The organism is Bacillus sp. AFS037270 (assembly GCF_002585305.1).
Map to the genome: position 1 here is coordinate 25,672 of NZ_NUNF01000053.1, position 15,974 is coordinate 41,645.

A 15,974-nucleotide genomic window follows, 5' to 3' on the forward strand; every position below is an offset into this window, starting at 1 on the left:
AGTTTCAACGTTTTGACACCATTAACCCCTTAACACTAATATCATTTTTCTATTGAAAAGTTGCCCATACAGCTTTACAATAGGAATGAGTAATTTGTTTCCATCCATATCTGAGTAGGAAACTGGGAAGCATAATATTTGTTATTTACTGGGAGGTTTTTTTCATGGCAAAGTATACAATTGTTGACAAGGAAACTTGCATCGCATGTGGTGCATGTGGCGCAGCAGCACCAGATATTTACGATTATGATGATGAAGGTATTGCATTTGTAACGCTTGACGAAAATGAAGGTATTGTTGAAATTCCAGATGTATTAATCGATGACATGATGGATGCTTTCGAAGGTTGTCCAACAGATTCGATCAAAGTTGCTGACGAACCATTTGAAGGTAACCCAACTAAGTTCGAATAAAATCATCTTAAAGCTGCTTTAATCCGACCTCGTCTTATACAGACGGGGTTTTCTATTACATAAAAAAACAACAAGAGCGACAGAAGGTTGCTCTTGTTGTTTTTTTAGATTTTTTATGCGCCTTTTACTACAGAAAATTTATTAATCCATGCTTGCATTCGAATAAACAATAGCATGAAGATGACTGACATCATGATACCCTTTAAGATATTAAAAGGTAAAATCGCAGGTACGACCAAATTTCTCATATCTGGAAACCCCATAAGCAGCGTGTATGCAGGAAGGATTAGGATGTAATTTAAGATACTCATAACTACAGCCATGATGACCGTTCCGGCCACTAACGCAATGGTCATACCCTTTCTAGTTTTAAGTCGATTATAGACAAATAATGTTGGAAGGACAAAGACAATTCCTGCAACAAAATTTGCGATATGACCTACAGGTACGCCTGTTTGACTTCCAGTAGCAATATAATTAAGAACATTTTTCAATAATTCTACTAAAATACCGGCAAGCGGTCCAAAAACTAATGCCGCAATTAACGCTGGGATGTCGCTGAAATCAACAAATAGAAAATTTGGAAATATCGGCAGCGGGAAATTTAATAGCATCAATAAATAGGCTATACTACTTAACATTCCAATTGATACATAGGCTTTTACATTTAACTTCTTTCTTTTTTCCATTTTCCTCTCTCCTTTTTGATCCATCATATTAGGAAGAGAGGTTCAGCAAACAGACGACCCAAGTAAATAAAAACTCCCTCAAGAAAAATAACTTGAGGGAGTTTACAAAGGCACGCTTAATAAACATTCAAAACATCAACATTTTTTGAATGTCTGCAGAACCTCCATCTTCTCCCATCCAGACTATACTGTCGGCTTTGGAATCGCACCAAATCCTGCCCCAAAAGGCTCGCGGGCTTAAGAGCATTGCTCTAATACCGCCGATCGGGAATTTCACCCTGCCCCGAAGATAGATCGATATTAAATTACGTCTTTATTATACTAAACAATATTTGTTTTGTTAAGAAAAAAATCTTACTTACTTAATGAATTGCGTCATATAAATAAGAAGAACCCGCGGGCTAGAGGCCGCGGATTCTATTACTAAGGAACAATTAGGATCTGCTTTGGTTTAATTAGATCTGTTGTTAAATGATTTAGATTTTTCACAGCTATTACAGTGGTATTCTGTTTTTGAGCAATTGTGGACAAGGTGTCCCCTTCTTTGACAATGTACCTTTCCAAAGGTGGTGAGCTATTAGCATTGTCATTTTGATGTAAACGCAGCTGGGAACTTGCTGCTAACACTGATTCCCCTATACTTGCGATCCCTGCCTGGACAGGTTCGCCAACATCCGCTTTACCCAATAGCTGCTCAGGGTCCAGCGCATATTTTTTATCATATCGCCATTCCAGCTGATGTGCTTCAAAATGTAGATGTGTCCCTGTAGCTTGTCCTGTTCTTCCCATCTTTCCAATCACATCACCCTGTTTGATCCATTGACCTTTGCCTACATTCCGCCTATTCAAGTGCGCATAAACAGTCACAAAATGACTTGGATGCTTAATAAAGACAACATTTCCATATGTATTAGAATAATAGGATTTATCAACAACACCATCCTCAACGGCAAGGATGGGTGTGTCTATTCTTCCAGCAATATCAATTCCTTTATGTCTTCCCTGCCTTGTTCCATATGTATCTGAAATGATCCCGTCTGCCGGCCAAATCCAGTGGTCATTTATGACTCCTAGGTCTTGTGTCCCTGCTGCTTCCGAATGTTTTCCACCTAAAAATAATAAACTGACACAAAGCGCCATAATAATGGCAATTAAAAATCTCTTTATGTAGTCACGCATTCCTTTCTTTTCCTCCTTAATATTGTCCTCTCCTCCACACCATATGTTTAATGGGTCCTATTTAGAACGAACCTAGTTGTAAGTTCTATGGGGAGCCTAAGCATATTTGTTATAATTTGGAGACTTATCAAATTTTATTCATAAAAAAAAATCAACCCTAGGGTTGATCGGCGATTTTTATGGTATATTACGTAAATTTGGAGCAATTGGAACTTTAATTTCTTTAGTTAGATCAAATGTGCCAAGATTTGTTAAAGGAGGATCTTTTATAATAACTTTTTCAATGCCAAACTCTTTTGCTGTTAAGAGTACAGCCTCGAAAGATACTATCGACTGTTGATTATCCTGTAAACTAGAGCTACCATCGAATGAAAGATACATAATTTTATTAGAAATTGATATAATATTAATTGGAGGTAAAGACAGTAAAGAACTTTTTAACCCCATTAATTGATCTGTTTTCATTGCTTCAAAAGCAGAGTTTATATCTTGATACGTTTCCATAGATGGTGTTAAGAATGGCAATTTACTGCCCTCAGGGAAATACAAAAAGTAGGCATGTTTATTCTGAGCAGTAACATCGATTTCTTCCATCCTGCCAAAATTTCCTAACTCTATACCGGGTCGACCATTTGTTGTAAACTTAATTTTTTTACTATCACTATTGGTTGATATATCCTTCTGTATTATATTAATAAAATTCGTTTCAGTAGTGGAGCCTAGACCATATTGGTGATTAGGAGGAACATCAACTATTACTGTATTTCCATTTTTATCAAGTTTCATCGTAGCATTTAGAGGATAGAAGTCTGATAAACCCCATTCCTCCTCCTGTAAATTTGCCATTAACTCCGTATATTTAGTAAGCCATGATTGGCCCCCGCTCTGATTTACAATAATTGAAACAGGTATTAGTATTTGAGCCTGTGCATCTGGAATCCAGTAGGTTAACACAGTCCCATTACCAACTTCATCTTCATAAATAGCTGTCTTAACGTTTTCTGATTTTAGCAACTCTACCTGTTTAGGAGATTCCGTTTCATTAGATGAGGCATTCTCCTTTTTTAAAGCACTACTGTCTTGTTGTGCAGTTGCATTTCCACTGGACGAAGATTTTTCTTCTGCACTTTCATGAGAAAAATTTATCCCACCCAAAAACTTTGGGACTAGAATAAAGAAAAGAAGCAAGGCTGCTGTTGCAGCAAGACCGGGTAACAGCCATGGTCTAGGCTTTTTTCTTTTAAGAGAAATATTTTGGTAAATGTCACGAGGATTGCGATGATCATGAATTCTGGGCATTTGCCTTAATAGTTCTTCTAGTTCTCTATCGCTCCACTCTGACTTTTTCACTAATTATTCCCTCCTTTTCATAGAACATTTCCATATGCTTCTTTAATACTTTTAAGGAGCGGTGTTGTGTTGTTTTCACTTTACTTTCTGTCCAGCCCAGAACTTTAGCTGTTTCAGATATGGATAAATCCTGTAAATATCGAAGGATTATGACAGATCTCTGATCTACCGTGCAAAATTCTAGACATCTGTAAATCCATTTAATTTCTTCTTTTTGGACAGTAATTTCTTCTGGAATCGGATACTCATCCTTCACCTGATTGGTTGACCAATCAAATTTTTCAAGCAATCGATCCTTCCAACCCTTTTGTTTACGGAAGTAATCAATCGCAACATTTCGCGCAATAGAAAAGAGCCATGTTTTCTCGCTGCTTTTACCTTCAAACCGATGATATGCCTTGTATACTCGAATATAAACTTCCTGGACGAGGTCCTCAGCCTGTTCCTTATTTCTAACCATATAGAATAGAAATTGAAACACGTCATGATGATATTTTTGATAAAGCTCATCGAAAACGGAGTCCATCAATTCCCCTCCCCGTTCATAATATTAGTCGATGTATTTATAAAAAAGTTTCACTCCTATAAATATAGACTTTTTTTAGTCAAAAAGGAAGATATTTGCAGGTAATCACAGATCACTAGACTCATTAATAAACATGAAAAAGCTCATCTTTTAGGGATGAGCAAGTAGTTAAACTTTGATAATTATTTAGCTACAGCGCTAGGGGCTCGGTGGTCTACAGCCAATCCGTCGAAAAGTCAAAGAACAACCTTCACGGGCTTGCCTTATGCTTGTTGCCCCTGGTCAAGGCGCTTCCGCTTTTAAATGTTCCTTGTGAATCAAGAACAATCGGCAAAATTTTTGTTAATATTACTTTTTTCGTGGCAGAAAGAAGGAAAAAGTCGTTCCCATTCCAATTTTACTCCGAACAGAAATCGTACCATGATGGGCATCAATGATATTTTTTGCAATGGCAAGTCCTAAACCGGTACCAGCCCTGCCCCTCGTTCGGGCTTTATCTGCTTTATAGAAACGTTCAAAAACAAATGGAAGATCTTCTTCTGGTATACCAGAACCGGAGTCTTTTACTTCTATTCTAACCCCTCTGTCCTCCGAAACAACGGATACTTTTACTTTTCCACCTTTTGGTGTATGTCTCATTGCATTATCAATTAAATTCGTCAGTACCTGCTCGATTCGGTCAGGATCAAAAAGGCCTGGTGAACTATCATTTTCCGCTTCCGAATACAAAAGGATATCATTATCTTTGGCTAAACCTTGAAACTTATAAATAATCCGATTGATAAAAGCGGAAAGATTAACCTCTTCTATGGATAGATGGATATGTCCAGCCTCCATACGAGCTAAATCCAATAGTTCATTAACAAGTCTCCCCATACGCAAGGATTCATCGTAAATGACTCTTGCCATCTCTTTTTTCTCTTCCTGCGTTTCGGCAATATCATCAACGATTGCTTCACTGTACCCCTGTAACATAGAAATTGGGGTTCTCAACTCATGTGATACATTGGCGATAAAATCTTTCCTCATTTTTTCCAACTGTCGTTCCTCGGTCATATCCCTTAGGACAGCTACTGCTCCTCGAATAAAGCGATTGCTATACAGCGGACTGACTAAGATCACCCAATGACGACCTTGAAGTGATATCTCACCAATTTGCTCTTTTTCTGTTTCCAAGGATTTTTGAAAAAGTTCCATCACTTGAGATGGGATAGCTTCAGCATCAGTGAATCCATCTTTTTCGTAATACCAATATTGCAGAAATCGGTCTGCAGGAGGATTCGTAATCAAAATGGTGCCATCGCGGTTAAAGGTAATGACCCCATCAGCCATACTGCTTAAAATACTAGAAAGCTGTTCTTTTTCTTGGCTCAACGCATTCATGTTAAATTTTAATTGTCTGCCCATTTGGTTAAATGCTGTCGCCAGTTCTCCGATTTCATCATGTGTTAAAATAGGGACTTTTGTATCAAATTTCCCTCTTGCTACTTCAAAAGCAGCTTCTCGCATTTTTCTGAGCGGAGCTGTTATTCTCGTTGACAAGAAGAAGGCAAAGATTGTGGTTAAAATAATCGCGACACCCGCAACGAGCAAGATGTATTTTGTTGTTTCATCAGATGTTTCCTTAATCACTTCCAGTGATTGATAGATAAAGACAGCTCCATTTTTTTCACCTGGGAGATGCAAAGGAACACCTATGATGGAATAGCTCGGATCCTGATTGTTATTTTTTGATGATAGATTAGATACTTTTTCAACAGATTTTTTGTGATGAAACACAGCTAAAAAGTCCGGATCATTTTTGATTTCATCTACGGATAACTTTTTATCCTTTTCAGCATTTGGAGAATAATAGACTTCATTTTCATTTTTAACAATTACTACTTTGGTCACATCATCTATAATCTCCCAAGAAATTTCTAGCCCTAGTGGGAATTTATCATTTGGATGTGCTTCCAAAACATTGGCAATCTTTTCAGCAGTATTGGTTAAATTATTCTTTGTTTCAAGAATGTTGTGGTTTTGGAAAAGCTCGAGGAGCATCACTGTTAGGATGAACAGTACAAATGAAACTAAAAAAATAATGGTAAACCAGAGTTTACCTACGACACTTCGTAAAAAGGTCATTCATTAGTTACCTCAAATTTATATCCCACTCCCCAAACGGTAACAATCATTCTTGCTGCTTGCTCTGATACCTTATTTAACTTTTCACGGAGACGTTTTACATGGGTATCTACTGTTCGTAAATCCCCAAAAAACTCATAATGCCATACTTCTTTTAATAATTGCTCGCGATCAAACACTTTGTCTGGTGCTTTGGCTAAGAAATATAACAATTCGTATTCTTTTGGTGTTAAGCTAACTTCTTTCCCATCGGCGGTTACCCGGTGTGCATCATTATCAATAGTTAAGTGTGGAAAAACAATTACATCTTTTGTCGTTGTTTCTGTTTGCAAATAACTTGTTTGAGATGAGCGTCTTAACAATGCTTTCACACGTAATACTACTTCTCTTGGGCTGAATGGCTTCACAATATAATCATCGGTACCAACTTCAAAGCCCTGTACACGGTTGATTTCCTCTCCCTTAGCAGTCAACATAATAACAGGAGTGGCCTTTTTTTCTCTTAACTCACGGCAGACTTCAATTCCATCCTTACCAGGCATCATTAAATCAAGCAAAATTACATCGTAATCATTAGCAAATGCCTTAGATAAGGCTTCATTTCCATCTTCTGCTTCATCGATTATATATTCTTCACGCTCTAAATACATTTTTAATAAACGGCGAATTCTTTCCTCATCATCTACGACCAAAATTTTTACGTCTTTTTCCATTATTAATCCCCCCATGGAGTTTATTTTACAAAATGGAACAGCATTTTGCTACATTTTCAAGGTAATTACTCCCGTAAAGTGTGTCAATAATTTGACAATATAATTTTTCAATAAAAAGTTCTTGATTTTATAAAAGCCTCCACTTATATAAGTGAAGGCTTTATGGCTATGTTTCACTTGGCTTATCCGGCGTAGGAATGAAGTCCAGCGATAACAAGATTTACAGCAACCAAATTAAACATAATAATGACAAAACCGATTACGGCTAACCAAGCAGATTTTTCACCATGCCAGCCTTTGGATAAGCGAAGATGTAAAAACGCTGCATAAAAAAGCCAAGTGATTAATGCCCATACTTCTTTTGGATCCCAGCCCCAAAATCTTGACCAGGCCATTTGTGCCCATATCATTGCAAAAATAAGTGCACCCAAAGTAAATACAGGAAAACCAATTAATACGGATCGGTAACTAATTTCATCAACGAAATCCAGCTTAATATTTTTCACAAGGGGTTTAAGGGCAGCCGCAATCCGTTTTCTTAACACAGAGCGAATCAATCCGTATAAGATTAGACCCCCAATTAAAGACCATATTACCGTATTTGATTTTTTTGCATTAATGAAAGCGGGCATTTCGACTAATGGTTTAAAACCATTCTTTGTTAATAATTCTCCATCATGAGGACCTGTAATGGCGGGCATTGTATACTCTACAGACACCTGATTATCATGTTTGTCAATCCAATTAAATTTTTCATGGTAGTCCATAGCTGAAAAGATAGATGAAACTGCCACAAAACCTAAAACTGTGACAAGGGCAAACATTACAATCTCGAGCCAAAAGGTTTGTTTATTTGGTTTTGTTTGATCAATTGCCTTTACAAGATAGATTAGTCCTGCAGCAAAACTAATCGCAAGGATGGCTTCTCCCATGGCCGCAGTGGTTACATGGATATGGAGCCAATAACTTTGCAGGGCTGGTATCAATGGTGTAATCTCTCTTGGAAACATACTTGCATAAGCAATGACCAATATGGCAACAGGCATTGTAAATAGTCCAAGTAAGGTTGTTCTGTATATAAAATAAATAACGATAAAAGCACCAACAAGAGCCATTCCAAAAAAGGTGGTAAACTCAAACATATTACTTACTGGAGCGTGACCTGCTGCAATCCATCTAGTAATAAAATAACCGAGCTGAGAAATAAAACCTATAATAGTCAGGAGAACAGCAATTTTCCCCCATGTGTTTGTTTCTGCCTTTTCATTCTTTTCATTCTTCGATTTAATCGATCCACCATAAAATAATGTCGCAATTAAATAAAGAATAAAAGCAATAAATAATAAATTACTACTTATTGTGGCCAACTAGACTCCCTCCTTATCCATACTTTCCTTTTGTTGTTGATCTTCTGGGATGTCAAGCTTGGTATCTTTTAAAACCGTCTCAATTTCCCTCTTTATTCCATACCAATTTTTATTCGTATGGGCCGCTATCCAAATTTGTCCATTTTTATTTTGAACCCAAATCCGCCGATGGTTCCAATAAGCCCCTTGAATTACTCCAATCATAAAGACAATACCGCCTAAAATAATCACCCATAAGGATGAATCCTTCCGAACCGTGAATCCAGAGACATTTTTGGTTTCAATCCCTTGAAAAGCCATTTTATATGTATTTTCTCCAAATGGCTCGATTGTCTGCTTAATTGCCACAAAACTTGTTTCCGGTTTAGATTTATCCGGTGTAGTCATTTGGAACACGAAGGCAGGATTATTAGGTAACCGTGATTTCGTAGAAGGCTCACCATTTTTATCAAATTCGAAGTCTGGAAAATAATTAATGATATTTACGGAATAACCATTACCTAGATCATACTTAGCTTTTGGGTCTTCTAGGTCGACTTTAACCATTCCAAAGGACTGGCCAGTCTTTTTATTTGCCAACACAAACGTCATCGCTTTTAACTCACTGCGATATGATGACTGAAAAACAGAATAGCCATTAAAATCTAATGGATGATTGACCCTAACTTTATATTCCTTAAGCCTTTTAAGTTCAGGTTTTTCACCCGGGAGATTTTTGCTAACCCGTTCATATAAGACAACATTAGATTGATAATTCTTAACAACTTGACCAGCTTGCTCTATCGCCTTTTCAAACGTTTTATCTTTGTTTTTATCATAATGTTGCAAGATAAATTGATTGTTTTTTAGATAGTACTTTTCACCAGTCTCAGGTACAACAGCAGTTTCTCCTTCCTTAACCCAAAGATCTTCGTTTACGTAAAATCCTGGGATAAAGCGCAGCATTGCACCTAATAAGAAGATGATCAAACCAACGTGGTTTACATACGGCCCCCAGCGAGAGAACCTCCCTTTCTCTGCTAACAAGTCCCCATTTTCTTCGCGAACCTGATATCGTCTTTCTTTTAAATGATTCTTGATGACAGCTAAATCCTTTTCTTCTGGATGCTCAGTCACACCAAAAATCCGCTGACGTCTTAAAAAACCTTCATGCCTTGTAACCCTTTGTGCTTTTAAGGCTTTATAAAGCGGTACTACTCTGTCGAGACTGCAAATAACTAAAGAAATACCAATCATAGCGATTAACAATAAATACCACCATGAACCATACAAATCATGCAACCCTAACTGGTAATACAGCTTACCGAACCAGCCATACTCCTGCTCATAATACACTTCAGGAGGTAAATTGATATACATCTTTTGCGGAAGGATGGTTCCAAGGGTAGATGCAACCAGTGTGATCACAATCAGCCAAATCCCCACCTTGACTGATGAGAAAAAGTTCCAAATTTTATCAATAATAGTCTTATTGTATGTTTGTGAACGGCGTGCACTTCCCTCATATCGCATGTCAAGAAGTTCTTTATTATTTTTCTCTTGCTCATCCAGCACTTTTCCACAGGCTTCACAAAGCACGGTTCCATGCGGATTCACATGACCGCATTCACATTTAACATCGTTCATTGTAAAAACTCCCTCAGGTCCCTTAAGGTTTTATTTGCTCCATAAATTCCTTTACCTTATTTTCAGTTAATTCTCCAGTATAATATTTGACTACCTTTCCGTTCTTGTCCACTAGGAATGTTGCCGGTAAGAGGTCCACTCCGTATACATTCATAACTTCCTTTTCAGTATCAATCATTATTGGAAAATCTAGCCCAAGGCGTTCAGCAAATTGATTTACAGCAAGTTCAGGTTCCTGAATATCCACCGTCAAAACTTGAACACCTTTGTCCTTATATTGCAGGTACTGATTATTGATATACGGCATTTCTTTCTTACATGGAGGGCACCACGTTCCCCAAAAGTTTAAAAATACCCCTTGCCCACGGTATTCTGAAAGACGATGTTTATTCCCCTGCATATCAACTAACGCAAAATCTGGAGCTGTGTCCCCAACCGCGACTTTTTGTTTATTATCTTTTGTAAGATTAGCATAAAGTGAATAGGCAACGGCAACACCTAATACAACTAAAATAAGCGTTCTAATGACTAATCGCTGTTTTTTCATAGATTCCCCTCCCGTACACCACTCGACACATTCGTCTAAAATTATAGCATTTTACAACAAAACCATAGTGTTAACACCATAAAACAAATGTGACAATTTTATGAATGTTTCTTTGATTGATCCATCGCAAGCGCCCGCAGCTGCTTTACCTCATGTGGTGTTAATTCCCTTGCTTCTCCTGCTTTTAAGCCGGTCAATGTCAAAAATCCATAACGTTCACGTTTTAATTTCAAGACCTCATTGCCAATAGCCTCAAACATTCTTCTGACTTGACGATTTCGGCCTTCATGAATCGCAATCTCCACTATCGCTGTCTGCTTCTTCTTATCGGCAGAAAGTAGCTTCACTTTAGCAGGTGCTGTTTTACCATCCTCAAGCCGGATTCCTTTTTCTAATTTCCTTAAACTTTCCCTTAAAGGAATTCCTTTCGTTTTGGCCACATAAACCTTGTCAATTTCATTCTTAGGGTGCATAAGCAAATTGGCAAATTCTCCGTCATTGGTTAAAATCAATAATCCTGAAGTATCATAATCAAGCCGGCCGACAGGAAAAATTCTTTCTTTATAATGAGAAAAATAATCTGTAACTACCTTTCTTCCTTTGTCATCGCTTACACTCGAAATTACGCCTCTTGGCTTATACAGTAGAAAATAAACAGGCTCTTCCTTCTCAATCTGTATTTCATTAACCTCAACTCTATCGGAAGGGGATACCTTCAAGCCTAATTCTGTTACCACTTTGCCATTGACTTTTACTTTGCCTTCTTTAATGAGTTCCTCGGACTTTCTTCTAGAGGCAATTCCTGCTCGAGCGATAACCTTTTGCAATCTTTCCATCATTTCACCTCAAATATTCTATTAGTTGCTAATCGTTGTTAGTAGTAAAGAGATTTATTCCTTTTGATATACGAAAAAAAATCACTATTCTATCCTAATGAATTATGACACAATTTCTCCACTTTTCAAAGTAACGGGTATTAAATACTAGAAATAAAAAAAAGCATGTTCCAAACTGGAACATACCATAATCTAAAAATTAAGTTGTACCAAATATTAGGCCGACGACTAAAATAGAAACAATGATCCCGACAACGTCTGCAAGAAGGCCCACCTTTAAGGCATCTCCCATTTTCTTAATGCCCACTGCACCAAAGTAAACGGTTAAAACATAAAAGGTTGTATCGGTACTCCCTTGAAGGACAGATGCAAGGCGTCCAATAAAGGAATCTGGACCATAAACAGCAATTAAATCGCTTGTCATCCCTAGTGCTGCCGTGCCTGAAATTGGTCTGATAATAAGCAATGGCACAATTTCAGCAGGAACCCCCATTGACTTCATTAATGGTCTTAGCCAATTCATTAAAGCGTCTAATGCACCTGATGCACGGAAAATAGATATAGCTACAAGCATACCCACCAAGAAGGGAATAATTGATACCGCAATCTTAATTCCTTCTTTCCCCCCCTCAACAAAGCTCTCATAGGTTGGTACTCGCTTGTACGTTCCATATAGTAAAATAATCCCTATCAGTAAAGGAATAAAAGTTAGCGAAATAGTTGATATGAACCCCATAACTTCATCATCCTTTTCGACTTCTGCGATAATAAAAATAGCGGTCAATCAGTAGAGCACCTATTGCAGAGAGAATGGTAGCAAAAATGGTTGGAACAACAATTTCAGTTGGGGATGCAGAATGATAATTTATTCTTATTGCTATTACTGTTGTTGGGATTATAGTAATGCTGGCTGTATTAATGGCCAAAAAGGTCACCATACTCCTAGAAGCTTCTGTTTTTCCTCGATTTAATTTTTTAAGCTCTTCCATTGCTTTAATACCAAGAGGTGTTGCCGCATTGCCCAAACCAAACATGTTCGAAATCATATTGGATAAGATATAGCCCATTGCGGGGTGATTGGCAGGTACTTCAGGAAATATTCTTTTTACAATCGGACGGAATAGTTTTGTGAGTTTTTGGAGTAGTCCTGATTCTTCGGCAATTCGCATCATACCCAGCCAGAATACAAGTACGCTGATTAACCCGATACATAGAGTAACTGCTTCTTTGGCTCCATCAAAAACGGCTTTATTGACAGCTTCCATGTTACCGTTTATTAGCGCGAACACAATCCCGATAATGGTCATAGCTACCCAAATATAGTTAACCATTGACGTTCACACCAATGACTGAAAGAAACATTTGTTTTATAGAGTCAAGCAACCCCTTTTTCTCTTTTTTCAGCATCTTTTCAAAATATATAGGAGCTTCTTCCACTACTCTCCCAGCCAAGTAAACTTCTGCCTTACCTACGATTGCTTCCTTTCGGGAGGAGATCAAGCTTTCTCGAGGTTTTTCTAATTTATATTTAATAGAAAATTGGTCCATTTCTTCACTGGTAACAGGATACACAATTGACTTTTTGACATATAGATGTCCTTTATAAAGTTTATTTTTGGAAATGTCCAACTTACCCTTCGTTAACACTTCCGCCATATCAAAACCACTAAAGCCATTTTCGTACATAGAAATATGGTCATTCCAGTCATCAGGATCATTTAAGGTTACAGCAATTAAGTTCATATCGCCTTTTGTTGCTGTTGTCACAAGCGTCCGTTTTGCTCGTTTGGTATATCCTGTTTTTCCTCCAGTTGCATATTTATATTTAGTTAGGAGGCGATTTTTGTTCTTCCAAATCCGATCCCAGTCTTCGGTTGGGTTCGGGGCCCGATAAACTTTTGTGCCAGATATTTTTTGAAACGTTTTATTCTGCATTGCATACCGCATGAGAATGGCCATATCATAGGCTGTTGAATAATGATTTTCATGATCATCAAGTCCATGTGGATTTGCAAAATGAGTATTATACATCCCTATTTCCCTTGCCTTTTGATTCATTAAGTAGGCAAAGCCATCGACACTTCCTCCAACATATTCGGCGATAGCTACTGCTGTATCATTTCCAGACCTCAGCATTAAGCCATAGACAAGGTCTTGAAGTTTAATTTTTTCTCCGGGTTTTAAATATACAGAAGACCCTTCAGCCCTTGTTGCTTGCCCACTAACCTTTACATACTGGTTCATTTTTCCTGATTCAATCGCAAGTATGGCTGTCATGATTTTTGTTATACTAGCGATTCTTCTCTTTGTATGTGCATCCTTTTCAAACAAGACCCGCCCAGATTTTTGTTCAATCAACACGGCACTTGCAGCACTTACACCAAGGGAAGCATCAACCTTTTGAGGAATGTTTACGATCATTAGTGAGATCATGAGGGTTATAATTATTAGCTTTGAAATCATTCTCATCAGATTAACCTCGTCTCCTTTATATCTGTCTATTAGAAGCTTGTCTATTGCAACTGCTTGAACAGGTCATGTTCAAGCTCCCATTCGCTTTTATACAAGTTTATGCGGGACGAGTTATGTTATGACACTAAATAAAGAAAACTCACCGATAGGCGAGTCTCTAATTTAGAAAGCAGGCCATTTGATATCAGCCGCTTTTTCAAACCTCATTTCAACATCATGCCAATTTACGAGATTCCACCACTTATCTACATATTCACTCCGATTGTTTTTGTATTGTAAATAATAAGCATGCTCCCAAACATCCAAGACAAGTAATGGAATTGTATCCCATTGTGTAAGGAGCATATGACGTTCAGTTTGCAGTACCTCCAAGTGCCTTGCTCTCGGACTCCAGACCAATAGTGACCAGCCAACACCCTCTACTTGCTTGGCAGCCTCTGAAAATTGCCGCTTGAATGCCTCAAAACTGCCAAAGTAACCTTCTATCTCCCCTTTTAATATTCCTTGGGGGCTTCCACCTCCATTTTGACTCATATTTTTCCAAAAAATCGTATGCAAATAATGTCCTGATCCGTGAAAAGAGAGCTCTCTTGACCAATGCTTAATTAATGAAAAATCATTGATCTCCCTTGCCTTCTTCAGATTTATTTCAGCACGGTTTAATCCGTCCACATATGAACGATGATGCTTATCATGATGCAGCCTCATGATTTCCTCAGATATATATGGTTCCAAGGCGTTATAGGCGTATGGAAGCTCCGGTAAGGTATGTCCACCGGGTGGAATTGTTTTTTCCACCACCCAAATTTTACCTACTTCTTGTTTATTCCTAAAATAATATTCCATTTGCTGATGAATATTTTCTGCCTTTCCTTGAAGATTGATCAGCTCCTCGTTTGATAATTCCCGATTAGTACTTTCAATTAATTCCGTAAATTCGTCCAATTTCTCCCATAATTCAGCGTCTTGACCAACGTGTTCGGATTGAAGAAATTGTTTCATTTGCTCATTCCAAACAAATAAGTCGTTAACATATTGGCTAAAACGTCCCATTAGGTTCCCTCATTTCAGCTTATAAGTAATCCTTCTAAAGGGTATGAGGATCCACACTCAATAAGAACGAAAAAAGACTGTTCACAGGGGAACAGTCTTCTAGTGTATATTGATTAATTGTGTTATTTTGATTGAATCATTTTTGTTCGATAATCTGTTTCATAGTATTCAAGTTCTTCCCTTATTCTCTGGAAATCACTTTCTAAACTCTTAATAATTGCTGATATCTTATCCGAAACATTGCGATAATATTTAATCGAGTTCCTGCCTGTATAGGCCGAACGACTATTTTCAAACCAAGCGTCATTCTTTGGTGAGAAAAACTCTTCAATACATTGATGATAAATCTTATATAGTGTTTTTTCAGCTGCAGCTTTTTGAAAAGGTTCGCTTTGTAAAATAACAGAGCAGGCCTCTAACCCCTCTTCACTATAAACAACCAACTTCCGCATATTTGCCAAAATTAATTTAACGTAAACTCGGTCTTCGTCATTTTCTACATTTAATTGCGAGATGGTCGTTTCATTTAAAAAGTCTTCAAGTGTTGATATTGATTTTGTTAAGAATTCCTTTACATCATTAAGCTGTGTTTTCACCAATGTATTTCCCATAATTACCCTCCTAAATTAGCTGTGCTGATTAATGTGATTGCAAAATGAATTCAAGTGGAGAATGGAGTTTAAACTCTTTGTTTTGCTGGATACCTAGAAATACTTCAGGTAATTTATTAAAATTAATATCTTGAAAATAAGAAGCAAACTCGTGCTTAGAATTAATATATAATCTTTTTCGACTGCGAAGTCCTGGATTTTTTAAGAGACAAACAAGAGCTACAATATCCTTAAAATAAACTTCATTGGTTCCTTGATTTATAATAGGGTCTTGCTTGTACGGAGTAAACTCTTGAAAGAGCTCATCAAAATACCTTACATATAAGACATGAAGCGTTTTTTCCTGTCCTTCTTCGAAAAACGTAACTTCGCTTCTGTTAAAAAAGTCCTCTGAAGTATTTGATTTTTCCTTCTCCAATTCATATCCCTTACACTCTCTAATTAGCAATGTACTCCCTCTCCTTA

At 37.4% G+C, this 15,974-nt stretch carries 17 protein-coding genes and 1 riboswitch; of the genes, 1 reads left to right on the forward strand and 16 read right to left on the reverse strand.

Annotated elements, in window-relative coordinates:
- Positions 1 to 164 precede the first annotated feature (164 nt).
- Positions 165 to 413, forward strand: coding sequence for a ferredoxin (locus COD92_RS23600; RefSeq protein WP_098533024.1), 249 nt, complete (start codon positions 165 to 167; stop codon positions 411 to 413).
- Positions 414 to 526: 113 nt separating this feature from the next.
- Here COD92_RS23600 and COD92_RS23605 read toward each other — a convergent pair whose 3' ends face one another.
- The 16 genes from COD92_RS23605 to COD92_RS23680 all read right to left on the reverse strand — a co-directional run bounded on the left by COD92_RS23605 (position 527) and on the right by COD92_RS23680 (position 15,957).
- A complete protein-coding gene (locus COD92_RS23605) occupies positions 527 to 1,102 on the reverse strand; it encodes an ECF transporter S component (RefSeq protein ID WP_098533026.1) in 576 nt (191 codons plus the stop codon).
- A gap of 162 nt (positions 1,103 to 1,264) precedes the next feature.
- A riboswitch (FMN riboswitch) is annotated at positions 1,265 to 1,397 on the reverse strand.
- A 128-nt stretch (positions 1,398 to 1,525) separates the two neighbouring features.
- The gene (locus tag COD92_RS23610) at positions 1,526 to 2,281 is read right to left on the reverse strand and encodes a peptidoglycan DD-metalloendopeptidase family protein (protein WP_098533027.1); all 756 of its coding nucleotides are present in this window, start codon (positions 2,279 to 2,281) and stop codon (positions 1,526 to 1,528) included.
- Between the two features lie 177 nt (positions 2,282 to 2,458).
- Positions 2,459 to 3,631: a hypothetical protein gene (locus COD92_RS23615; protein WP_098533029.1), complete on the reverse strand. Its 1,173-nt coding sequence runs from the start codon at positions 3,629 to 3,631 to the stop codon at positions 2,459 to 2,461.
- Positions 3,606 to 4,157 carry an RNA polymerase sigma factor SigX gene (gene sigX, locus COD92_RS23620; protein ID WP_098533031.1) on the reverse strand — a complete coding sequence of 184 codons (552 nt, stop codon included), beginning with the start codon at positions 4,155 to 4,157 and terminating at the stop codon, positions 3,606 to 3,608. Before sigX ends, COD92_RS23615 begins: the two co-directional genes overlap by 26 nt.
- Before the next feature lie 348 nt (positions 4,158 to 4,505).
- A complete protein-coding gene (locus tag COD92_RS23625; protein WP_098533033.1) occupies positions 4,506 to 6,284 on the reverse strand; it encodes an ATP-binding protein in 1,779 nt (592 codons plus the stop codon).
- On the reverse strand, positions 6,281 to 6,997 hold the full coding sequence (locus tag COD92_RS23630) for a response regulator transcription factor (protein ID WP_098533034.1): 717 nt from the start codon (positions 6,995 to 6,997) through the stop codon (positions 6,281 to 6,283). Before COD92_RS23630 ends, COD92_RS23625 begins: the two co-directional genes overlap by 4 nt.
- Positions 6,998 to 7,179: 182 nt before the next feature.
- Complete coding sequence (gene ccsB / locus COD92_RS23635) at positions 7,180 to 8,364, reverse strand: c-type cytochrome biogenesis protein CcsB (protein ID WP_098533036.1); 1,185 nt, start codon at positions 8,362 to 8,364, stop codon at positions 7,180 to 7,182.
- Entirely contained in the window at positions 8,365 to 9,990 is a 1,626-nt protein-coding gene (resB, locus tag COD92_RS23640; RefSeq protein WP_098533038.1) for a cytochrome c biogenesis protein ResB, read from the reverse strand.
- A gap of 22 nt (positions 9,991 to 10,012) precedes the next feature.
- Positions 10,013 to 10,537, reverse strand: coding sequence for a thiol-disulfide oxidoreductase ResA (gene resA / locus COD92_RS23645; RefSeq protein ID WP_098533040.1), 525 nt, complete (start codon positions 10,535 to 10,537; stop codon positions 10,013 to 10,015).
- A 98-nt stretch (positions 10,538 to 10,635) separates the two neighbouring features.
- Positions 10,636 to 11,373: a 23S rRNA pseudouridine(2605) synthase RluB gene (gene rluB, locus COD92_RS23650; RefSeq protein WP_098533042.1), complete on the reverse strand. Its 738-nt coding sequence runs from the start codon at positions 11,371 to 11,373 to the stop codon at positions 10,636 to 10,638.
- Between the two features lie 199 nt (positions 11,374 to 11,572).
- On the reverse strand, positions 11,573 to 12,109 hold the full coding sequence (locus COD92_RS23655; protein WP_098533104.1) for a spore maturation protein: 537 nt from the start codon (positions 12,107 to 12,109) through the stop codon (positions 11,573 to 11,575).
- A gap of 7 nt (positions 12,110 to 12,116) precedes the next feature.
- Positions 12,117 to 12,704, reverse strand: a complete 588-nt coding sequence (locus COD92_RS23660) for a nucleoside recognition domain-containing protein (RefSeq protein ID WP_098533044.1) — start codon at positions 12,702 to 12,704, stop codon at positions 12,117 to 12,119.
- Positions 12,697 to 13,842: a D-alanyl-D-alanine carboxypeptidase family protein gene (locus tag COD92_RS23665; RefSeq protein ID WP_098533046.1), complete on the reverse strand. Its 1,146-nt coding sequence runs from the start codon at positions 13,840 to 13,842 to the stop codon at positions 12,697 to 12,699. The genes COD92_RS23660 and COD92_RS23665 overlap by 8 nt, the downstream gene beginning before the upstream one ends.
- Before the next feature lie 165 nt (positions 13,843 to 14,007).
- Positions 14,008 to 14,898 (reverse strand): superoxide dismutase, encoded by an 891-nt coding sequence (locus COD92_RS23670; protein WP_098533048.1) that lies wholly within the window; start codon positions 14,896 to 14,898, stop codon positions 14,008 to 14,010.
- Positions 14,899 to 15,020: 122 nt separating this feature from the next.
- On the reverse strand, positions 15,021 to 15,509 hold the full coding sequence (locus COD92_RS23675; protein WP_098533050.1) for a YpuI family protein: 489 nt from the start codon (positions 15,507 to 15,509) through the stop codon (positions 15,021 to 15,023).
- Between the two features lie 28 nt (positions 15,510 to 15,537).
- Entirely contained in the window at positions 15,538 to 15,957 is a 420-nt protein-coding gene (locus tag COD92_RS23680) for a hypothetical protein (RefSeq protein ID WP_098533052.1), read from the reverse strand.
- Between the last annotated feature and the right edge of the window lie 17 nt (positions 15,958 to 15,974).